Source organism: Varibaculum massiliense (assembly GCF_900106855.1).
In the GTDB taxonomy this organism is placed as follows: Bacteria; Actinomycetota; Actinomycetes; order Actinomycetales; family Actinomycetaceae; genus Varibaculum; species Varibaculum massiliense.
In genome coordinates this window covers 689,799-709,474 of sequence record NZ_FNWI01000004.1, presented here as the reverse complement: position 1 = coordinate 709,474, position 19,676 = coordinate 689,799, and the positions used below count along the sequence as shown (strand labels likewise).

General features: G+C 51.9%; 18 protein-coding genes. 6 read left to right on the top strand and 12 right to left on the bottom strand.

Annotated features, from left to right (window positions below):
- Positions 1-20 precede the first annotated feature (20 nt).
- Genes BQ5456_RS03180 through BQ5456_RS03155 form a run of 6 tightly spaced genes read right to left on the bottom strand, consistent with a single transcriptional unit; the run spans position 21 to position 2,576 of the window.
- The gene (locus tag BQ5456_RS03180) at positions 21-266 is read right to left on the bottom strand and encodes a CsbD family protein (protein WP_071128719.1); all 246 of its coding nucleotides are present in this window, start codon (positions 264-266) and stop codon (positions 21-23) included.
- Between the two features lie 12 nt (positions 267-278).
- Positions 279-911, bottom strand: a complete 633-nt coding sequence (locus BQ5456_RS03175) for a hypothetical protein (protein WP_071128718.1) — start codon at positions 909-911, stop codon at positions 279-281.
- On the bottom strand, positions 908-1,504 hold the full coding sequence (locus tag BQ5456_RS03170) for a hypothetical protein (RefSeq protein WP_071128717.1): 597 nt from the start codon (positions 1,502-1,504) through the stop codon (positions 908-910). The genes BQ5456_RS03175 and BQ5456_RS03170 overlap by 4 nt, the downstream gene beginning before the upstream one ends.
- Positions 1,501-1,857 (bottom strand): hypothetical protein, encoded by a 357-nt coding sequence (locus BQ5456_RS03165; protein ID WP_071128716.1) that lies wholly within the window; start codon positions 1,855-1,857, stop codon positions 1,501-1,503. The genes BQ5456_RS03170 and BQ5456_RS03165 overlap by 4 nt, the downstream gene beginning before the upstream one ends.
- Positions 1,858-1,869: 12 nt before the next feature.
- A complete protein-coding gene (locus BQ5456_RS03160) occupies positions 1,870-2,064 on the bottom strand; it encodes a hypothetical protein (protein WP_024059343.1) in 195 nt (64 codons plus the stop codon).
- Between the two features lie 23 nt (positions 2,065-2,087).
- Entirely contained in the window at positions 2,088-2,576 is a 489-nt protein-coding gene (locus BQ5456_RS03155) for an Asp23/Gls24 family envelope stress response protein (RefSeq protein ID WP_071128715.1), read from the bottom strand.
- A gap of 172 nt (positions 2,577-2,748) precedes the next feature.
- On the opposite strand from BQ5456_RS03155, the gene BQ5456_RS03150 reads away from it, so the two are divergent.
- Positions 2,749-3,909: a hypothetical protein gene (locus BQ5456_RS03150; protein WP_071128714.1), complete on the top strand. Its 1,161-nt coding sequence runs from the start codon at positions 2,749-2,751 to the stop codon at positions 3,907-3,909.
- Between the two features lie 3 nt (positions 3,910-3,912).
- On the opposite strand, the gene BQ5456_RS03145 is transcribed toward BQ5456_RS03150, so the two are convergent.
- Positions 3,913-4,464 (bottom strand): gamma-glutamylcyclotransferase family protein, encoded by a 552-nt coding sequence (locus BQ5456_RS03145; protein WP_071128713.1) that lies wholly within the window; start codon positions 4,462-4,464, stop codon positions 3,913-3,915.
- Between the two features lie 290 nt (positions 4,465-4,754).
- On the opposite strand from BQ5456_RS03145, the gene BQ5456_RS03135 reads away from it, so the two are divergent.
- Positions 4,755-5,198: an Hsp20/alpha crystallin family protein gene (locus BQ5456_RS03135; protein ID WP_071128711.1), complete on the top strand. Its 444-nt coding sequence runs from the start codon at positions 4,755-4,757 to the stop codon at positions 5,196-5,198.
- 86 nt (positions 5,199-5,284) lie between these two features.
- On the opposite strand, the gene BQ5456_RS10555 is transcribed toward BQ5456_RS03135, so the two are convergent.
- The 3 genes from BQ5456_RS10555 to BQ5456_RS03120 form a co-directional block, all read right to left on the bottom strand.
- Positions 5,285-7,387, bottom strand: coding sequence for a hypothetical protein (locus tag BQ5456_RS10555; RefSeq protein WP_071128710.1), 2,103 nt, complete (start codon positions 7,385-7,387; stop codon positions 5,285-5,287).
- Between the two features lie 142 nt (positions 7,388-7,529).
- Complete coding sequence (locus BQ5456_RS10550; protein ID WP_071128709.1) at positions 7,530-10,106, bottom strand: InlB B-repeat-containing protein; 2,577 nt, start codon at positions 10,104-10,106, stop codon at positions 7,530-7,532.
- 227 nt (positions 10,107-10,333) lie between these two features.
- Entirely contained in the window at positions 10,334-11,080 is a 747-nt protein-coding gene (locus BQ5456_RS03120) for an alpha/beta fold hydrolase (RefSeq protein ID WP_071128708.1), read from the bottom strand.
- Between the two features lie 192 nt (positions 11,081-11,272).
- Here BQ5456_RS03120 and BQ5456_RS03115 point away from each other — a divergent pair, with 192 nt between their 5' ends.
- The 4 genes from BQ5456_RS03115 (at position 11,273) to pgi (ending at position 17,559) form a co-directional block, all read left to right on the top strand.
- A complete protein-coding gene (locus BQ5456_RS03115; protein ID WP_071128707.1) occupies positions 11,273-12,499 on the top strand; it encodes an NADP-dependent isocitrate dehydrogenase in 1,227 nt (408 codons plus the stop codon).
- Positions 12,500-12,705: 206 nt separating this feature from the next.
- The gene (locus BQ5456_RS03110) at positions 12,706-13,548 is read left to right on the top strand and encodes a substrate-binding domain-containing protein (RefSeq protein ID WP_071128706.1); all 843 of its coding nucleotides are present in this window, start codon (positions 12,706-12,708) and stop codon (positions 13,546-13,548) included.
- Between the two features lie 23 nt (positions 13,549-13,571).
- Entirely contained in the window at positions 13,572-15,839 is a 2,268-nt protein-coding gene (locus BQ5456_RS03105; RefSeq protein WP_408056651.1) for a 6-phosphofructokinase, read from the top strand.
- A 22-nt stretch (positions 15,840-15,861) separates the two neighbouring features.
- The gene (gene pgi, locus BQ5456_RS03100; RefSeq protein ID WP_071128704.1) at positions 15,862-17,559 is read left to right on the top strand and encodes a glucose-6-phosphate isomerase; all 1,698 of its coding nucleotides are present in this window, start codon (positions 15,862-15,864) and stop codon (positions 17,557-17,559) included.
- A 372-nt stretch (positions 17,560-17,931) separates the two neighbouring features.
- On the opposite strand, the gene BQ5456_RS03095 is transcribed toward pgi, so the two are convergent.
- The gene (locus BQ5456_RS03095; RefSeq protein WP_071128703.1) at positions 17,932-18,780 is read right to left on the bottom strand and encodes an aldo/keto reductase; all 849 of its coding nucleotides are present in this window, start codon (positions 18,778-18,780) and stop codon (positions 17,932-17,934) included.
- Positions 18,781-19,030: 250 nt separating this feature from the next.
- Positions 19,031-19,462 carry a GNAT family N-acetyltransferase gene (locus BQ5456_RS03090; RefSeq protein WP_071128702.1) on the bottom strand — a complete coding sequence of 144 codons (432 nt, stop codon included), beginning with the start codon at positions 19,460-19,462 and terminating at the stop codon, positions 19,031-19,033.
- Positions 19,463-19,676: the final 214 nt, after the last annotated feature.

The following is a 19,676-nucleotide window of genomic DNA, read 5'->3' as shown; positions in this document are numbered from 1 at the left end:
AAAGCTTAGTTTCCTCTGGATTACTTATCGTTAGAGAAACCTTCCTTGATTTTTTCGGCAGCAGCCTTCAGATTGGCGCCGGCTTCTTCGGCTACGTCCTTGGCTTTGTCGGTAAACTCAGAAACCTTGTCTTTGATTTCTGCGCCCACCTGGTCAACTTTGCCTTCGGCTTCTACGTTCTTGTCTCCGCTAACTTTGCCAGCAGCTTCTTTAGCTTTGCCACCCAAATCTTCAGCGGTGTTCTTAATTTTGTCGTCTAATCCCATTTTGTTCTCCTTTTATTTCTTGGAATCTACGCGGTCCGCAGACCCTAAGCTACTTCGCCAATTCGTGGTTAGCCGCACCAGAATCGGCATTTTTATTCCTAAAACTTGATCGAGCCTAGCGATTGCCTGGTCAAGCTCTGTCTTTACTTCTCGAGGATTTGCTCCCTTAAAAACTGCGGCACTTAGCAGCAGTCCAGGCTGTTTCTTCACGTCCCAAGAAGCCACCTTCAAGGACGAGATCCAGCGGCTGTCGCTGACTTCGTCCTCGATAATGTCCCGGATTAAGCCCAGTTCGGCGGTAATCTCGCCCTCTTTTTCGGAATCTTTTCCAGCCTTATTTAAAGCCAGTGAGCGAATCTTGCCGCCTCCCTGGGAAAAAATCCAAGTGATTAGCAAGAGGGCGACAATTATCGCGACTGCAATCAGCCCCACCTGTATCCAGGAAAACTGCTGCCCCGACACTGTAAAGGTTGCTTTCTGCACTAGCGAAGTGTAGTCACTATCTAGACATGAGCGATATTTAAGTACCAGGTCGCGCAGCGGCGCATTTATGGCTGCTCCCACCAGCAGCGTTCCGGCAGCTAAGAAAAGCAAACCGAAAACGAACAGCAGAATCCGGTTCAATGCCCGCGGCAGTTTCTTCACTTCTCCAGCCTCCCCTCGGGGGCGACTTTAACAGTGGTTTTTAGCCGCGGCTGCAAGTTCCAGGAAGTAACTTCATCCTTCGTGAACTGTGTCATCTGCCCTTGGTCTAGGGGGCGACCGGTACTGGGGGTAATCGTGCTTAGCGAGCGGCGTTTACTGACCGCGGTAGACACTGTTCCCTGGGGGAGTCCTGCCTCTTCGCGCACCAAACGGGAAATCCCGGAGGCGATCACCGAGTCATCGGCAACGTAGGCGGCGCGTTCGTCCCTTAATGCATGTTTACTTAAAGATCCGGGAAGAATCGCTTTGCCTAGTAATCCGAGACCGAAAAGCCCCAATACTGCCCCCACGATGATTACTAAGGGGCGAGACTTTTCCTGTAAAGCTACCGGGGCTTGCTCCCACAAGTCTTGGGGAGCAGCCAGCAGGGGAGGACGCCCTAACGCGGACAGCACTCCCTCAGCGGCTAAATACCCTATTCCCGCAATCAAGAGCAGTGCCAGGATGACGCTGATTAATGCCCGGGAAGAGTGGGTTTCTCGCCGAACCAGATAAGACACATACAGGCGAGGTTGGCTAGCTTTCTTGCTCATTTCAGCCTCCTCTTTTCTGTATTTCTGTGTAGTCCGGTCAGGCGGAGGTTTACCCGCCCTACTTTTACCCCGGCGATTTCGCTGACGCGAGTGACGATATCTTGGCGCGCCTTGCCTGCCAGTGAAAACACCGAAGTGTCCGGGGTCTGCCTGATGGTGTCCAGGGCACGATAATCTAAGGGACAAGAAATATTTATCCCCAATAATCCCTGGTCATCGTGGGTAGTAACTTTTATCAGCTTATTGGGTACGCTGACTCGTCGTCCAGTGGTGGCAGCCACAATGGTTTGGATTGCGCGCGAGGAAACCGTGGTGATTCCCGGGAGATCCGCCCGTTCCTTATCGGATTGCATTACGCCTCCTTTCTAATCGGAGGTGGTGGTGTGCTTGCCGATCAGGGCTTCACCAACGCCTTTCAAATCTAGCTTGCCAGAAGCCGCCCTGCCTAATACTGCCCCGATGGCCATAAACAGGATGGCGACTAAAAATCCGAAAAACCCGTGAGCTACGGCCATATAGGCCAGAAAAGCACCACAAAAAATACCGGCTATGGTGGTCATTTTATTTTCCTTTCCGGCGAAGGTTACTTCAGATCCTTGCTTTCCTTCTCGTCCTCTTTTTCTTCGTCACTGTCGGGTACATGCACATCGGTAACCTTGATGTTTACTTCGGTGACTTCCAGGCCCACTAGCCCTTCGACAGCGGAGAAAATCGCTTCGCGTACTTTGTCGGCTACTTGGTGTACCGGATGGGGATATTCCACAATCAGCACCACGTCCAGCGCGGTTTGGGTTTGCCCAATTTCTACGGAAATTCCCTTAGTAATGCTTTCAGAAGCACCGACTTTAGACCGCAAGGCTCCGAGGGCGCGGGCGGCGGAGGTACCCAGGTCGTAAACTCCGGGAATCTCTTTAATAGCCAGACCGGCAACTTTGGCCACTACCTGATCGGCAACGGTGGTTAGCCCCTGACCTTGATCCTCGGCAACGTTATTGGCGGGGATTAGTTCCTTGGCTTCTTCCGCACTAGGTACCACGGTGGGTTTCTTCTTATCTTTTTCTGCAGTTGCCATTACTCATCCCAACTTAGTTATCTAATCTTCTTTTTAGTGGTCTGTAACCAGCTGTTTTATATATGCTGATTCTCTTTGACCTGTTTTCAGGGTATCGGAGATTGCTCCCCTTAGCGAACGCTAACTCCATCTCAATGAGCATTTAGCAGGGTTTTCCCGGTAGTATCGCCCTATGAGTAAGGAAGCAGATAAAGAAGAAACGGCTGGGCATGGCTTAGCAGATGCCGATAACAGCTCCGGAAATCAGGAAAAGGTTTCGCCGGCGGCGAACGAAGGAGAGAAATCTTTGCCACAAACCCGCGAAGAGGACGAAAAACAAGTTTCTTCCTCGACAGTTGCGGGTGAGAATTCAACGGGAGAGGGCAAGGAATCGGATGAAGAAGAAAGGCTTTCTGAGCAGCTGGGGGAAGCCGATAATAATTCCGATGACGCAGAAGACGCAGAAGAAATCGAAGAAATCGAAGACGCCGGAGCGACCGCAGATGGCAATGAAGCCGCAGCTGCTGAAGATAGCGCAGACACCGCAGATCCAGAGGACACAGTCTTGCACAGCGGTGAGGAAAATAGCGACGATCAGCAGTTCCAGGTTCCAGAAATTTTACCTTTAGCCGGTAGCCAGTCAGAATCGCCGGAGCAGCCAGATGAAGCTGGGGAGAATAAAGACGACGAACGGGTTTGGGGTAACCAAGTTGGCGGACACGTTGACCGGGAGGAAGTACCGCCCCTGCCCGCGGGCAGCTCTTTTGATGTTTCCCAGATTTCGGTAAAGAAATCTGAACCGGTTAAGAAGGCACATTCAAATTCACGCCGGGTCGTTGCCTGGATTTTAGGGGCAGTGGCGGTCATAACCCTGGTAGTAGTGGGGCTCTACGCCAGCGGGCTTTTACAAAAGATTTTTAATCCCGAAGGTGCCGCCTCCCCGAAGGAGGGCGCGCGAGCCTACTACGGGGCGCTACTGGATAAGGACGCCGAAACTTTATGTGTGCTTAGCTCCCCCGCCGCGCGTGGGGAGCTGGTGACCGCTTTAAGTAAGAAATCCGCAGGAAACAGCGATAGCGTAAAGGCGTGTACGGCTGCCGCTAAGGAGGCGTTTGCGCAGGTTCCAGACAGTCCCGCTATTAAGCTAAAAGATATGGTGTTTGCGCCCGAAAAAGCGGCAGATGCCGGAGGCGTGAAAGCGATTCTGATTAAGGATAAAAAAGGTACGCCCTTGCAGATAATGGGGTGGCAGGAGATCGATGGACGCTGGTTCCTGGCGGGGCAAGAATCCCAGCAAAAGGTGATGATGAAGTATCAGCAATCCTTGGCGGCGGGCGCTGAAGGAAAGAAGTAGGCTTTAGCGATCTAGCTCGTCCTCGTCCTCGTCGTCGGCGAAACGTTCATCAACGTTGGGGTCTTGCGTGTCCTCGAGGGCGGGGGACAGCTCTTCCCATTCTTCCTCGTGGTTTTCCCAATCGCCGCTGGGGGAGAGTACCAGCTCGCCGCGGTGCTCGCGGAAGGAATCGGGGGTAGCCATATAGACGTAGGCTTGTACGTCTTGGGTGGGACCTTCCCAGGTGCTGTCCTCGTCGGGGAATACCTCTACCCGCACGGTTTGGCGGGTGTACATATTATTGGGGTCGCCTTCCCCTAGGTAGCCTTCGTAGTCGTCGAGTTCTTCTAGGGTTTCTTCAAAGAGACGCTGTTCGACTAAGAGGATCTGTCCCACGATTCCGGTACCGCCGATAGAGCGGATCGCCATCGGATAGGATGCCCCGATATATAGGGAGGCTTCTCGCAGATAGGCCGGGGCGAATTCGGTCACTGCGGCTTTCAGACTGGAGCCAAAGCCGCGCGAACCGAGTTTCAAGGTGCCGTAGACGAATAAAGGTAGGTATCGCGTGCTCATGTCTTCATTTTCTCAGTAGCTAACGCTTTTCGGGCGTCTTTGGGGCGGCGTTTCGGTTTGAGATTCCGGCTCATGCCTAAATGAGGGCAGTATTGGCTGTTAAAAGCATTTTTTTTATTTTTTTAAGAGCGCGGGTAAAGAAAAAAGTAAAGTTGAGCCTATAAGACTTAACTTTTCGCCTCCAGAATAATTTGCTAGCACTAAGACGCTTAGAGTGCCAAAATAAGAGGCGTGAGGCCGAGAAATTCTCGGCGAGAAGATTTCCCGCTTTGCGGGGGTAAGGAGTAATCATGGTTCGCAGGTATGACCCCTTCCGCCAGATGGAAGCGATTTTTGATGACGCCATGCGTCAAGGTCCCTCCCGGGCAGCTATGCCCCTGGATTTGTATCGCGATGGGGAAAAGTTCATCGCTCTGTTTGATTTGCCGGGGGTGGATCCGGCCAGTGTAGATATTGATATCGAGGATCGCACCCTCACTATACGAGCCGAGCGCAAATCCCCTGAAATTGCGGGCGCCCAGTGGCTCACCCACGAACGCCCCTTTGGCACTTTTGCCCGCCAGCTCACCTTGGGTAATGGGGTAGCTCTTGACCAGGTGGAGGCGGAGTATGTGGACGGGGTACTCAAGCTGGTTATCCCGGTTGCCGAAGAAGCTAAGCCCCGCAAGATCGCGGTGCAGCGTGGCTCTCGCCAGATCGAGGGCAGTGGCGAAATCCTAAATCAGGATGACTAATAACAGTAAATAATTTTTTAAGGGCGGGGACGCGCAAAATGTGCGTCCCCGCCCTTACTTAGTTTTACCCTCAGGATTATTGCGGGTTATGCCCGCTGTGCTTTCCTCCTAATCCTGCTGATCACCAGCGCGCCGCCAACTGCGGTAAACAAAGCTGCCGCATACAGGTAAAGCAGTGCATTCGCGCCGGTTACCGGACCGGGCGACACCACCGGTTTATTTTCCTTCTTTTCCGGTACCGGGGTAACTACTTTATCTACAAATACCGGGGTAATAACCGTGTCTTCGCTGAACTTATGTCGTTTACTGAAGCCATAAACTCCCAGCCGAGCTTGCCCCTCATTTTGGGCTGCTTTATTGGCGGACCAATGCTTAAACCCGGTTGCGGCTTTTTCTCCGTCACTGACTGCGATCTCGGGAATCTCAACCCAAGCCTTGGGGTTGACCCAATAGCTCTTAGGAGTCAGATTGCCCAGTCGGCTGGAGGGCTTCACCGTCACCTTGACGTAGTTTCGGGCTTTAGTGTCCTTTAGCAGGTTCACTAAATCACCATTACCACTGGTTGCCTCCTTCAAGAAGTCGGGCATTTCCCCTGAGGGGAGGGCATCATAGCGGTTCTTGTAGACCTTTATCGGCACGTCAATTTCCCGCGTATTTTTCTCTCCCTTAATTTTTACTTTCGCCTTGAGGGTTATGGTGCGAACAACTTCCTCGGAGTCAGTCTTCCCCTTTTCGCTTACCAGCACGTAGATGTCGGCAGGGGTTTTTACTTCCTTCCCACCCTCGTCATAGAAATCTATACTTTCATACTCGGGCAAGGGTTTTATCTGATTATTCTTATATTTCGCCTTAATCAGGTTCTTTAAATCATCCAGCTTTGGTGCAAAATCATTTGTCCAGGTGTTAGCGGGATCAGCAAAGGACTCGGTAGTAGCCATGCCTTCGGTGGTGAGAGTAAACCAGTCAAAATAAGCGGTAAAGACGTAAGGAGATTCGTCATCCTTCTTTTTGATGATGGTTTCTGGAGACAAAAGTGGATTTTGATCCCACTTTTCAAAAGCCTTGCCGTCTTCCGGGGTGATGTAATATTTGTCCTTTTCCGGATTCTCTCCCTTCTTCAATGTCTGAGGAATCGGAATCGACTCAAACTTAGTGCCCTCCAGCACGTCGTAATGAATTTCTTTGATGGGGTTCCCATCTTTATCGGTACCAAAGGAGCCGCCATCGCTTGCCTTAAAGATAACCCGGACGTATCCATCGGGCGTCGGGTCATCTTTCGGTACTTCAATAACTCTGACATCTTTATAGAAGAAGGTAATCTCGTCGGAACCGGTACCGTTGATTCCTAAAAACTTGTTAGTGTCTTCCTCTACATCGTAGAAGAGCTGCTGCTGGGGATTAGAACTCAGTTTCCAGCCAATTATCGGCTTATAGTTGCGGGCGTCGTAATGCCGAGCTGCACTGGTGACTTCTTCTTGATCCAAGATGCGGTATTTCTCTATAATCTCTTTCTTTTTCGCATCGGTAGCGGCTTTCGCCAACTCCGTCTGGGCTCTTTCGTCCACATAGTTGACCTTATAGTGGCGGCTTCTGAAGGGGCGATAGAAGAAGTGGAATTCATTGTGCTTGAAGTTGGGGTTATCAACTAATTTGCCACCCTGCAAAATCTGCTTTGGCTCTACCAGGAGCGTTTGGAAATAGGGGTTACCTTGCGTTGCCAGGTTACCAAGCTCTTTAGCCAGCTTTTGATAATCGTCATAGAGTGTTTTAGTGTCTTTGTCTTTGGTGTTCCGCAATTCTTCATCGGAAGCCAAAATCCAATTGTCATCTTGCTTTGCACCAGTGGCGGATACCAATTTACCTGCGCGCTGGTTTCCTATAGTTTCTTTAGCGGGATTAGGCTTCACGGTCTTATCAATTGCGAGATTGTTATCCAAGAAGTGGTGGTAAACTCGCACATCCTGCATATCATTTTTTACCCAAATGGCTTTCAGGTAAATGGGACTTACTACGTCGTTACCGTAGGAGTAAAGTTCCGGAACTTTATAGGTGTCCCGATAAGAGGTGTCCACTTTGTCGGTGTATTCACCGGTATTGGCATCTTTCTGATAGCGCAGTACCTCCCAACCCATGAAGCTATAGCCTGTCCGGGTTGGTTTTGCCGGTTCTACCAGCTTTTGTCGCTGCACAACAGTAAAGACTTGCTTGTCCCCCTCATTTGCGCCCTTTTTCGCGTAAGTTTCTGGATCTGAGCCAACATCGCCTTTAATAGTTTTACGGGCGGTGGTAACGTTCTTCTCCTCAATGGAAGCTAACTTGCCCCCATTGGGGTCAAAGGTTACTTTCCACTTGTAGTCCGGCTCCCCCCCACTTGGCGTAGAGCACCAGGTTGTGGGCGGGCATCGTTTCTTTTTTGTTTTCCCAAACCAGTTTCTGCCCCGCCGGGTCTAGCGCCCAACCCTTAAATACCATTTCGGGCGCCAGTCCCGCTGGTCTCTTAATCCGATATCCGTCGCCATCTTTTTCCACCAGATCGGTCAGCTTCAGATTCGCTAAGGTCTGAGGATCATCTAGGTTTAAATCCTTTAAGGGTTTTTGGTAGAGGACGTCTGTCTGATTGGTGTCGTTGTACTCACTGTCGTCCTTGAGGTTTGCGGGATCATTGTTGAACCGCAGCTTGTACTTATTGCGGTGGTACTTAAAGCGAATATAGCCATTTGTATCAAATTGATCGCTGCCATCGGCAACGTCGCCCCATTCGTCGGCACGGTTAAAGAAGGTGGACATAAACTTCATTTTGCCCTTGGTTCGGACATCATCCTCATAGGGGCCAATTACCGTTTCGTTAGGAAACGGGGTCACCGCTGCCCGCTCTTCGTTCATAGCAGCAAGCTCATCCGCAGTAAGCTTCTCCGTTGTTTCGGATGTGCGGTAAGGGGTAAATCCTTGGACTACCGGATATCTGTGGTCATAGCTGTTCGATGAGGTGTCCGACTTGGTTCGATAAAGATTGTAGTCAATGATGGTCTTGCCGTCCTCAAACCCATCCATCCAAAAGTCCATGTGGTGAGGCATTGGCTGGTTTCCATCTTTGTCGCGACCCCGTTGTTCGATACCAAAGGAAAGAGTAGTGAACTCAAACCATTTGAGGTTCTTAGTGACGCCATTTCCGGCATCAATCTTCTTGGTGTAACCACCCAGGTTGTCGTAGCCTGCCATATCTAGGAACTCATCAGCCGATAGCCGGTAGGGAGGAGTATCGCGGTAGACCCAATGTGGCACATCGAAGTTTGGACTCCAGCCAAAACTTTGCTTACCCGGGGAAAACCCCTTGGTTTCCTCGGCGTCATTTGGCCACTCTGTCATCAACTGGTTAAACCGGGCCTTAAAGTGGTATGGGTTTCCTGGCTCGCCTAACTTTTTGCCGTGTCTCCAAATTTCGGGATAGAAGGTCGCCTCATCTGCATCATGCTGCTTATCATTCGACTTCGTAAAGTAAAGGTCATACACCTGGCGATCATAATAGATGTTATAGACGGTTTTGCCGGTGGAAGAAACCGTCTTTACTAAGTTGGGGCTATTTGGATCAGCGTTTTCTTTATCGGTTAAATCTTTATTGTATGTATAGAATTTATTCAGTAAGAGGTCCTTACCCCGGTTAAATCTTTGGTTTTTCCATATTTTATCTAACCGTGCCTGATCCAGATCCGGAAACTCCACCCCGTTTACCGTCTCCTTTTCAAGTTCTGGACGAGTACCGGTGGGCTGATTCTTATACACGTGGGTACTCACAAAATCATATTTTTCTAAAAGAGAAGCCCCCTCGGGGTAGTCGGCTTTTTCTGTCCAAATTTGGATTGCATAGTCTGCCTTCTCGTTATCTTTCCACACCGCAGTGAACTTGACGTTTTCAGCCGGCATAACCAGCTGCGCTTTTAGATCTTTAATCGCATTACCGCTGCTGTCTTTAATAACTTCACCGGCATTAAAGGTCGTGCCCGATTTATCTTTTAGCTCCATCGAAGGTTTCCAACCTCGGAAGGTAGCTCCCACTTTAGTGGGGATATCTTTGGCATCCAGGGTGGGGATTACTTGCTGGTAGTAAAGAGTGCGGGTAGGAACTTCCGTACCCCCGTCGGTATCAAAGGTGACGTCATAGTGGTTACGGTTGTAACGATATTCCACGGTAAATTTCGCGGTATTTAGTGGAACTTGGACCTGGATATACTCGGTTTCCGGAACGAAACCTTTTATTTCATCTGCTGGTAAAGGTGGAATTTTCAGGTTCGAGCCCACGCTACCTTCTGCGGTAGTTTTAGTTTCGCCGGTTTCTCCAGGTTTATTGCCATATTTGTCAAAATCACCAATGTCTTGGAAAACGTGTCTGACGTTAATGGTTTTCTTTTCCGCGTCATACTTAAATTCTTGGGAATTTTGGTGAGCGATTCCGTATTCCGCATCCCCGCTGCTTTTACCCTTTTTAGCTTTCTCCACAACTTCTTGATAGTTGATAAGAAAATCGTCTAGGGGATTGCCGTTATCCTTCGGCTTACCGTAACCCGGGAAATCCGGAAACTTAATCTTCTTGTTTACCTTGTCTTTTTCGTCTTTAGTAGCCGCTGCCCCTACGGTCGCCACATAGGGTTGATAGTTGATGTCGTACTCCCCATTTCTTTCAACCTTAAAGTCGCTACGAAGAGTGTAGATATCGGGTTGCTCCGGGTTCTTGACGAAATCTGCTGCCTTTTCGCCCGCTGGCAGCTTTACCGGTTCCACCTTCAGTTTGTCTGCGTATTTGGGGGTTTCCGCGGCGTCAGCTGTCAGCGGCTGGGAAAGCATCACTGCCGCCGGTAACACCAACGCCAATGCCAACAGTAGAGCCAGGGTTTGCTTAAAGGAAACTTTCATGGGGGACTTCCCACCTCCGACACCAAGATTCATTTCTGAGGGCAAATATTGGTGTTTCTACCTATTGATTATTTTAGCCATTAAAACATTGTTAATTTATATAAGTTAGCTGCGTAAAGCAAGCTCTCGGGGGCGATTCACGTAGTGTCAAGGCAGCCTGGTAGGGGCGCCTAAGTTATTTCGCGGACAGAGATTTCCCTCGGGGGTGCCGCAAATTTTTTTAACGCTTAAAACCCCTTATGTTCAAGTTGCTCGCGTGCGCGAGCAGTGAACTCAATAATCTGACTAGCGACGGTTACCGGATCAAAAACTTGCAAGAGGTGGCGGGAAGAGTCGGCGCGCACTAAGCGGGCATCTATTGCGCGAGCAAAAGAAGTAAGCCCTTGCCAGGTTTTGCTGGAGCGGCGGTGAGCTGCGGAAATAACCAGTTGGGGGAGCTGGCGATCCAGCAGGTCAATTTCTTGCAGGTCTTGCCAGGCCATATAAAAGGAGGGTTGCTCGCGGGCGGCACCCCGGTAAAGCCAGGTCAGGATTTTTTGCTCTATATCTTGGTACAGAGGGCTGGCGCCCTCGTAATTTCCCTCAAAAGAGGGATCTATCTGCACGATTCCCACTGGCCGCACCCGGGAGGGAGCGGGGGATTTTAATAGCTGCGCTGCCCAGACTCGCACTAGCATCGCCCCATAGGAGTGTCCCACCAGCACTATAGGCAGGGGATTATCAAAGGTAGCTCCCAGGTGAGCGGCGGTTTTTTCTCCGCCCGATCGCATTTCCGCCACTAGGCTTTGCCAAGTTACCTTCGCGTCCTCTTGGGGGCGCAAAATCGGGGAGCGGGTAGAGCGGGCGCAGTAAAAAGCGCGACAAAGAATCGGGAAAGTCAGGTCCCAGCTGCGCATAGACCCACCCAGTCCGGCCTCGAGCCAGATAAGGGGCGCCGGTCGCGCCTGGATAGTTTTGCCAATCTGAACCCGCATATAACCAATTTAAGGTAAGAAGCTACTTTGGGTGAAGCGTTCATCGCTGCGCGGTGGTAGCAGGGGTGGAACACCTGCGGCTGTGAGCCGCGAAATCGCCTGCCAGCTCACAGTGCTAGCCATTGCGAATTTATCTCGATGTCGAGTAAAGTTGATAGCGAGGACTTAAAACTACAGCTTTTGGAGTTATTCATGGCAAAAATCAAAGTAGCCGGTCCAGTCGTCGAACTAGACGGCGATGAAATGACCCGCATCATTTGGCAAAAAATCCGTAATGAACTGATTCTTCCTTACCTGGACGTGGATCTTCGTTACTACGACCTCAGCATCGAGAACCGCGACGCCACCGGTGACCAAGTCACCATTGATGCCGCTAACGCGATTAAGGAACACGGGGTAGGGGTTAAATGCGCAACTATTACCCCCGATGAAGCCCGGGTAGAAGAGTTCGGGTTGCGCAAAATGTGGAAATCACCCAATGGCACCATTCGGAATATTCTGGGTGGGGTAATCTTCCGGGAACCCATTATTATGAGCAACGTGCCGCGCCTGGTGGGCGGATGGACAAAACCCATCGTAGTTGCCCGCCATGCCTTCGGTGACCAATACAAGGCTACCGATTTCAAGATTCCCGGTGCTGGCAGCTTGACTATTACTTTCCATCCCAAAGATGGCTCCCAGCCCATTGAGCATACCGTGGTGGAATACCCCGAAGATGGGGGAGTCGCCATGGGAATGTACAACTTCAACGATTCCATTAAAGATTTTGCCCGCGCCTGCTTCCGCTACGGTCTGCTGCGCGGCTACCCAGTCTACCTGTCCACCAAGAACACTATTTTGAAGGCTTATGACGGGCAGTTCAAAGATATCTTCGCCGACATCTACGACGCCGAATTCAAGGCACAATACGAGGAAGCCGGATTGCACTATGAACACCGTTTGATCGATGACATGGTGGCTTCTTCCCTGCGCTGGGAAGGTGGATACATATGGGCATGTAAGAACTACGATGGCGACGTCCAGTCCGATACGGTAGCGCAAGGCTTCGGCTCTCTGGGGCTAATGACGTCGGTGCTTATGACCCCCGATGGGCGCACTATCGAGGCCGAGGCAGCGCACGGTACGGTAACCCGGCACTATCGCCGCTGGCAGCGCGGGGAAAAGACTTCCACCAACCCGATTGCCTCTATCTATGCCTGGACCCGCGGTCTGGCACATCGCGGCAATCTGGACAACACCCCGGAGGTTACCCACTTCGCCGAGACCCTAGAAGATGTCATTATTTCTACTGTCGAAGGCGGGCAAATGACCAAAGACCTAGCGCGCCTGATTGCTGAGGATCATCCCTGGCTAGACACCGATGGCTTTATGAATGTGCTGATTGAAAATCTAGCTCAACGTCTAAAGCAAGAGGCATAAAATAAACCCAGTTGACCTGGGGGTTTAAAGAGGGATTTCCTCCGGTATAGCCCCCCAGGTAAGCGATTCTTTCGGGACGGACGCGGGGAAGCAGCGTCCGCCCCGAATTTTTCACGCTGGTCGCATCCTTGAAATAGGCTAGTATTGACTTTATAACTGACCGTTAAAAAATAGAGCAGCTAGATATTAGGGCAGGGAGGGAAACAGTGGCGAAGAATCCGCAGCCAGAAGCCAAACGTTTCCTATTAGTAATTCCCCCAATGCCCCATAACTCCCCAATGCTCAGTACGGTAATGCGAGTAACATTTGCAACCGCCAAGATGGGGATTGACTTAATCCCGGTGCAGTTAGACAGTGATCAACTAGATGTGGATGCCCTAGCCGACAGCGCAAAACTTATCGGCGCGATTTTGCCGTTGGTTCCCTTTAGTACAGAGCAAACCAAACAGTTACAAAGTCTGGGAGTGCCGGTAGAGCCGGCAATTTTTGCCACCGATTCGCCGATGTATTCGGTGGTGGCTGCCCTCTATGGTGCCTCCGGGCGGGCGATGGCTTCCCGGATGGTTTCCTCCGGGCATCGAAACTTGGTTTATCTTTGTTCCGATAGCGCCCTCCTAAAAAATCTAAATCAATTGCGTTACGCCGGAGTGCTGCAAGGGTGCATTTTTGGGGGGTGTCCTACCCCCACCATGCTCACCACCGAATATAACTCTCCCAACCTTTCAGGAGAGCTGGTGCAGTTATTCTCGAAGAATCCCGGGGTGGATGGATTTATTTGTCATAGCGATTTCCTGGCGATGGAAGTAATCCAGGCGCTGCGGATGTGTGGGCGAATGGTTCCCAATGATTGCGCGGTGATTGGGGTAGGCAACGCTCCCGAGGGCGAACTCTTCAACCCGCCACTCACCTCTGTCGATTTTAATCCCGAAGCCAGTGGGCGGATATACGCCCAGGCTCTCAAGAAATTCTTGTCTGGAGAAAAGGTGGAAGCGCCCGATCCAGCAGAAGTAGACAAAATGATGACGCTGGTCGCCAGGGGAAGCGCCTAGGGGTCAGCCTTCAAAGAGGAGGAATGATGGGCCAGTCCGCGCAAGGGCAACCAAAACGGCTTGGAGTTTTAACCTCGGGCGGGGACGCCCAGGGAATGAACGCTGCGGTGCGGGCAGTGGTGCGTACCGCCTTAAAAATGGGAGCTCAACCCTACGCGATTCTTGAGGGATGGCAAGGGGCAGTTACCGGCGGCGAGATGATCAAGCCGATGGGCTGGTCAGATGTATCTAGCGTGCTTAATAAAGGTGGCACGGTTATTGGTACTGCCCGCTGTAAAGAATTCCGGGAACGTTCCGGACTGCGCAAAGCCGCTAAAAACCTAGTTCTAAAGGGGATAGACCGGCTAATTTCTATCGGTGGTGACGGCTCGTTGGCCGGAACCAATGAGTTCCAAGAAGAATGGCCCAGCCTGCTGGAAGAATTAGTACAGGCGGGGGAACTAACTCCCGAGCAGGTAGCCGGACATGAAAAATTGCGGGTAGCCGGACTGGTCGGTTCTATCGACAATGATTTAGTCGGTTTCGATATGACTATCGGCACCGATTCTGCCCTCCAGCGCATCCTGGTAGCTCTGGACGAACTATCTTCAACCGCGGCCTCCCACCGCCGCACTTTCGTAGTAGAGGTAATGGGGCGTCACTGCGGGTATTTGCCGCTGATGAGTGCAGTCGCCCGCGGCTGTGACTATGTGTTTATCCCCGAGGCTCCCCCCGAGGAAGGCTGGCAAAAAACCCTGGCAGACAAACTTGCGGCTGGGCGCAAAGCGGGCAGACGAGAATCCATAGTGTTGGTAGCTGAGGGAGCTATCGATCACGAGGGTAATCCCATCACTGCAAACGATGTGTGTGACGCCCTCGAACAAGAAACCGGGCAGCGTCCGCATCTGACAATTTTGGGACACGTGCAGCGCGGGGGTACCCCCTCTGCTTATGATCGCTGGATGCCCACCGCCCTGGGATATGCCGCCGCCTACGAAGTGCTACACCAAGACCAAAACTCGCAACCGGTAATTATCGGCGCGCGTAACAATCGAGTAGCCCGCCTCCCCCTGATGAAAGCGGTAGGGGATACGCGCGCAGTCGCCAAATTCACCAAAGCTAAAGAATATGACAAAGCAGTGCAGGCACGCGGGCGTTCCTTTAGCGAAATGCTGGCGATTAACGAAGTAATGTCAACCCCTCCCCAGGAAGACCAGCTGCCAGCTGATGCGCGGCGGGTAGCCATTATGCACGTAGGCGGACTGGCTCCCGGAATGAATTCCGCCGCCCGCGCGGCAGTGCGGCAAGGCATTGACTGCGGATTCGAAATGCTAGGAATCTACGGTTCCTTTGATGGACTAATGTCCGGGAAAGTTAAACATCTAGCCTGGGAAGACGTCGAAGGCTGGGGTTTTGATGGTGGCGCCGAACTGGGAACCTTACGCCCCATCCCCAAGGTGGAAGAATACTATGCGATAGGGCGCGCCCTGGAAGAACACCGCATTGACGCGCTGGTAGTAATCGGGGGCTACAACGCCTACCTGTCGATTAATCAGATGCGCCAGGAAACTTCCCGCTATCCCGCCTTTAATATCCCCATGATTTGTGTCCCGGCATCAATCGACAACAATTTGCCGGGATCCGAGCTATCCATCGGAGCCGATTCCGCCCTTAATAATGCAGTCTGGGCGCTAGATCGTATCCGAGAATCTGCAGCCGCCTCGCGGCGCTGTTTCGTAGCGGATGCGATGGGGCGCCACTGTGGGTACCTATCCCTAATGTCAGGGATTGCGGCGGGAGCCGAGTTAGTCTACCTTGATGAATTCCCCTACAATCTGCAAAATCTGGCGAATGACGTGAAAATGATGCGGGATTCGTTCCGCGAGGGGCGCCGGCTCTGCCTTGTTCTGCACAACGAAGAGGCCGGAGGTAGATACGACCGAGAGTTCATCGCCTCCGTTTTTGCCCAAGAATCAGAAGGGCTTTTCGATGTGCGTCACTCTGCCCTGGGACACTTGCAGCAAGGAGGCGAGCCCTCGCCCTTTGACCGAATTTTAGCTACCCGCCTAGTACGGGTGGCGATTCAAGAGCTCAGCAAGCAATTCGCGCAAAATCGAAGCGAACCCTTAGGGGTGGGGCTGGCAGCGAACGGGATTGAAACCTTCCCGCTGCTGCAAATGCAAGAAAAAGTAGACCCCCAGGTTCGCAGGCCTGTCAACCAATGGTGGCTGCCACTGGCTGACATTATTTCGGTGGTTTCCCGCGATGAATGGGACATTGAAGTCCGGGAACTGCCCATCACTGACCTTTAAAAACCTTTGAACAGGAGAAAAAATGAGTGCCCCGATTGATCCCACCACCACCCAGGCCTGGCAAGAGCTAAGCAATCTTGCCCAATCCTTCCAGCCAGATTTAGCTGCTTGGTTCCAAGACCAGCCCAGTCGCGCCCAGGAACTGACCTTTAAAGCGGCAGATTTGCAGGTAGATTTATCAAAGAATCTGGTCGATGCCCCCGTATTGGCGGCGCTTGCGCGCCTGGCGGCACAGACCAAAGTCGAGGCACACCGGGATGCGATGTTCGCGGGTGCTCACATCAATACCACCGAAGATCGCGCGGTGCTGCATACCGCATTGCGGCGTCCTCGTGAGGACAATCTAAAAGTTGATGGGCAAGACGTTAGCGCCGATGTGGCCGCCGTTTTAGAACAGGTCTATGCCTTTGCCGACAAAGTACGCAGCGGTGCCTGGCGAGGAATTACCGGTAAACCCATCACTACCGTGGTAAATATCGGAATTGGGGGCTCAGATTTAGGCCCGGCAATGGCTTATGAGGCGCTACTTCCCTATGTGAAACCAGGACTTGAGTGCCGTTTCATATCCAATATCGACCCCACGGACCTCAGTGAAAAAGTGAGGGATCTAGACCCGGAAACCACCCTATTTATCGTGGCCTCCAAGACTTTCACCACTTTGGAAACCCTAACTAATGCCCGGGCGGCTCGCACCTGGCTGTTAGAACAATTGGCGGCTCGCGGAATCTGGGAAGGGAAAGATAGCGCCGCGCAACTGAGCGAACAAGACGCGCGTCAAGCAGTATCTAAGCATTTCGTGGCGGTGTCTACCAACCTTGAGGCAGTATCAGAGTTTGGGATTGATCCCGAGAACGCCTTTGGTTTTTGGAACTGGGTAGGAGGGCGCTACTCGGTAGATTCCGCCGTTGGCACCGCCTTGGCAGTGGCGATTGGGAAAGAAGGGTTCGCTGATTTCCTCGCCGGAATGAACGCCATGGACGAGCATTTCCGCACTGCGCCTTTGAGTGAAAATGTTCCCCTCTTGATGGGGCTATTTAACGTGTGGTACCGCAACTTCTTGCACGCGCCCACCCACGCGGTCTTGCCCTACTCCCAGTACTTGCATCGTTTCCCTGCCTACCTGCAGCAACTCACTATGGAATCCAATGGTAAGTCGGTGCGCTGGGATGGGGCAGCGGTAACCTACGATACTGGCGAAATCTTCTGGGGAGAGCCCGGCACTAACGGGCAGCACGCCTTCTACCAGTTGATTCATCAAGGTACCCAGATGATTCCCGCCGACTTTATTGCCTTCGCCAACCCCACTTGGCCGCTTAAAGACGGCGACAATGATCAGCATGAGCTATTCTTGGGCAACTTCTTTGCCCAAACCCAGGCGCTCGCCTTCGGAAAGACCGCTGATCAGGTACGCGCCGAAGGCACCCCGGAACAAATCGTGCCGGCCCGGGTGTTTCCTGGAAACAAGCCCTCGACCTCAATCATGGCTCCGCGGTTAACCCCCTCGGTACTGGGGCAGTTAATCGCCCTCTATGAACACATCACCTTTACCCAAGGGGTTGTGTGGGGGATTAACAGCTTCGACCAGTGGGGTGTGGAGCTGGGTAAACAGCTCGCCAAAGCCTTGACGCCGGCAATCGCTGGTGACCAGGAAGTCTTGGAGCAGCAAGATCCTTCTACTAAAGCGTTGATCGACTACTACCACGCCAATCGTGAAAACTAGCCTATAAAACTATTGAGGTTACGCGAGGGCTAGAGGGTTAGTGCACTAAAAGCGCTCGGGGCTCTGGTGAGCCTTGCTTCGCTCGGCTCAAGTCGCCCTCTCGCATCTTTTAGCGCACCAACCGCTGCATAGTGGGCCGATTTATTCCAGCTGTGCGCGGGGGCTAGGTTTTATCCGAGTCGGCTAGGCGGGCGCAAAATTTGGGAAACATCGCTACGTTTTCCAAATTTTTGGGCAGGAGGAAAAATCTAGCCCCTGCGCCAACCATGAAGATCCGCCCCCGAGCGCTTTTACCGCACCAACCTATTCCCGGGAACGGCGATATTTGTTTTCAAGCGGAAGGAAAAATCTAGCCCCTGCGCACAGCTGGGACTAGAGGATGTCCATGGTGTCGGGGTGGGAGCCGGAGCGGCCCGGCTCGCCCATATCCAGGGAATCTAGATCCGCTTTGGCTTGCTCATCGAGCTGGAAATCGAAAATATCCAGGTTTTCTTTAATGCGGTCGGGGTGAACTGACTTGGGGAAGATGACGTCCCCGCGCTCAATGCCCCAACGCAGTACTACCTGGGCAGGAGTTTTTCCTAGACGCTTGGCGGCGGCAACCACTTTTTCTTCCCCTAGAACCCTTCCTCGAGCTAGGGGCGACCAGGCTTCGGTTACGATTCCATGTTCCTGGTGGAACGCGCGCAGCTCATTATTGGCAAACTGGGGGTGAATCTCCACCTGATTGACAGCCGGGGTCACTCCGGTTTCCGCAATCAAGCGCTCTAAATGGTGAATCTGGAAGTTAGAAACCCCCACGGTGCGTGCTTTTTCGTCAAATTGGAATTCGAGGAGGGTGCGCCAAGTCTGCACGAAATCACCGTCATAACGGGTGGGCAATGGCCAGTGGATTAAGAATAAATCCACATAGTCAGTGCGCAGATCCTCCAGGCTCTGCTGGAAAGACTTTCGCGCGTCCTCCGGCAGATGCTTGTCATTATTGAGCTTGGTGGTCAAGAAAATTTCTTCTCGGGGAATTCCCGATTCCTCAATGGCGCGTCCTACTTCTGCCTCATTGTGATACATTTGCGCGGTGTCGATATGGCGAATCCCCAGATCCAAAGCATATTTCACCGCATCTACACATTCTTCGGCGGGAATTTTGTAGGTTCCAAAACCGAATTGGGGAATCTGATATCCGGTAGAAAGTTCCAAAGTGGGGATAGACAAGGCGGTCATAAAATCATTCCTTATTTCTCGACTGCTGTTGCCCCCATTGTTACCCGAGGGCTGTGGCATTTGGGGAACAATGCTAGCTAACTCACGCTTTGGGTAGCGATCTTCCAAGGGGAAAGCTGAAAGTAAAATGCTTTTAACTGCGAAAATATCCCAAAAAATCGACTTTGTGTTTTATCTTGCAGACCCCAGGTAATCTCATCTTGCGCCCTCGGAAAAAATCAGTGACCAGAAAGTAGCAGGGGGTGGCAGGCTAGTTATCGGCGTAGCGATAAACGTTGGTTTCCCGCTGTTTAAATCCGCAGCGCCGGTAGAGGCGGTTAGCGGCCTCGCGGGAAGGGCGGGAAGTTAAATCCACAGTTTTTGCCCCCACCTTCTTGGCGTGAACTACCGCTGCCTCCACTAGCTTTTGACCGGCTCCCTGACCGCGAGCAGCCGAATCCACCACCACGTCCTCTATCCAGGCGCGTTTTCCAGTGGGAATCTTGAAAGTGGCCAAGGAGAGCATCCCCAGAATCTTGCCTGCGTCTGAGCGGAAAACCAGCAGGTAAACTCCGTCTTGTTCGCAGAACTCTTTGATCTGCTCCGGGGTTAGCTGTTTGGCGGATTGCGAAAGCTGGGGGATGAGACGAGAAAATGCCTCTACAAGTTCTTCGTTGAACTCTTCGACCAGTTCGACTGCCATGATTGCTCCTTTTATTTTGGGAAACTCTTACCTAGAAAACATATACGCTGAAAGCGCAATTCGGAAAGTGACCTCTCCGTACCTGGCTTTTCTTAGGGAAAATCTGCGCCTAAACCAACCTTTCTGAAAATATATCTGCTGGTAGATGTGGTTTTTAAGAATTTCAGAAAAAAATTTTCCCGGACGAGGGAATAAACTCTGAACTTACGGAGTT

What these genes read in the sequence shown, in the direction of transcription:
- BQ5456_RS03105 (WP_408056651.1), top strand. Translation starts at nt 13,572, where the DNA reads ATGATGGGCCAGTCCGCGCAAGGGCAACCAAAACGGCTTGGAGTTTTA.
- BQ5456_RS03135 (WP_071128711.1), top strand. Translation starts at nt 4,755, where the DNA reads ATGGTTCGCAGGTATGACCCCTTCCGCCAGATGGAAGCGATTTTTGAT.
- BQ5456_RS03155 (WP_071128715.1), bottom strand. Translation starts at nt 2,576, where the DNA reads ATGGCAACTGCAGAAAAAGATAAGAAGAAACCCACCGTGGTACCTAGT.
- pgi (WP_071128704.1), top strand. Translation starts at nt 15,862, where the DNA reads ATGAGTGCCCCGATTGATCCCACCACCACCCAGGCCTGGCAAGAGCTA.
- BQ5456_RS03150 (WP_071128714.1), top strand. Translation starts at nt 2,749, where the DNA reads ATGAGTAAGGAAGCAGATAAAGAAGAAACGGCTGGGCATGGCTTAGCA.
- BQ5456_RS03120 (WP_071128708.1), bottom strand. Translation starts at nt 11,080, where the DNA reads ATGCGGGTTCAGATTGGCAAAACTATCCAGGCGCGACCGGCGCCCCTT.
- BQ5456_RS03095 (WP_071128703.1), bottom strand. Translation starts at nt 18,780, where the DNA reads ATGACCGCCTTGTCTATCCCCACTTTGGAACTTTCTACCGGATATCAG.
- BQ5456_RS03165 (WP_071128716.1), bottom strand. Translation starts at nt 1,857, where the DNA reads ATGCAATCCGATAAGGAACGGGCGGATCTCCCGGGAATCACCACGGTT.
- BQ5456_RS10550 (WP_071128709.1), bottom strand. Translation starts at nt 10,106, where the DNA reads ATGAAAGTTTCCTTTAAGCAAACCCTGGCTCTACTGTTGGCATTGGCG.
- BQ5456_RS03115 (WP_071128707.1), top strand. Translation starts at nt 11,273, where the DNA reads ATGGCAAAAATCAAAGTAGCCGGTCCAGTCGTCGAACTAGACGGCGAT.
- BQ5456_RS03090 (WP_071128702.1), bottom strand. Translation starts at nt 19,462, where the DNA reads ATGGCAGTCGAACTGGTCGAAGAGTTCAACGAAGAACTTGTAGAGGCA.
- BQ5456_RS03170 (WP_071128717.1), bottom strand. Translation starts at nt 1,504, where the DNA reads ATGAGCAAGAAAGCTAGCCAACCTCGCCTGTATGTGTCTTATCTGGTT.
- BQ5456_RS03180 (WP_071128719.1), bottom strand. Translation starts at nt 266, where the DNA reads ATGGGATTAGACGACAAAATTAAGAACACCGCTGAAGATTTGGGTGGC.
- BQ5456_RS03160 (WP_024059343.1), bottom strand. Translation starts at nt 2,064, where the DNA reads ATGACCACCATAGCCGGTATTTTTTGTGGTGCTTTTCTGGCCTATATG.
- BQ5456_RS03145 (WP_071128713.1), bottom strand. Translation starts at nt 4,464, where the DNA reads ATGAGCACGCGATACCTACCTTTATTCGTCTACGGCACCTTGAAACTC.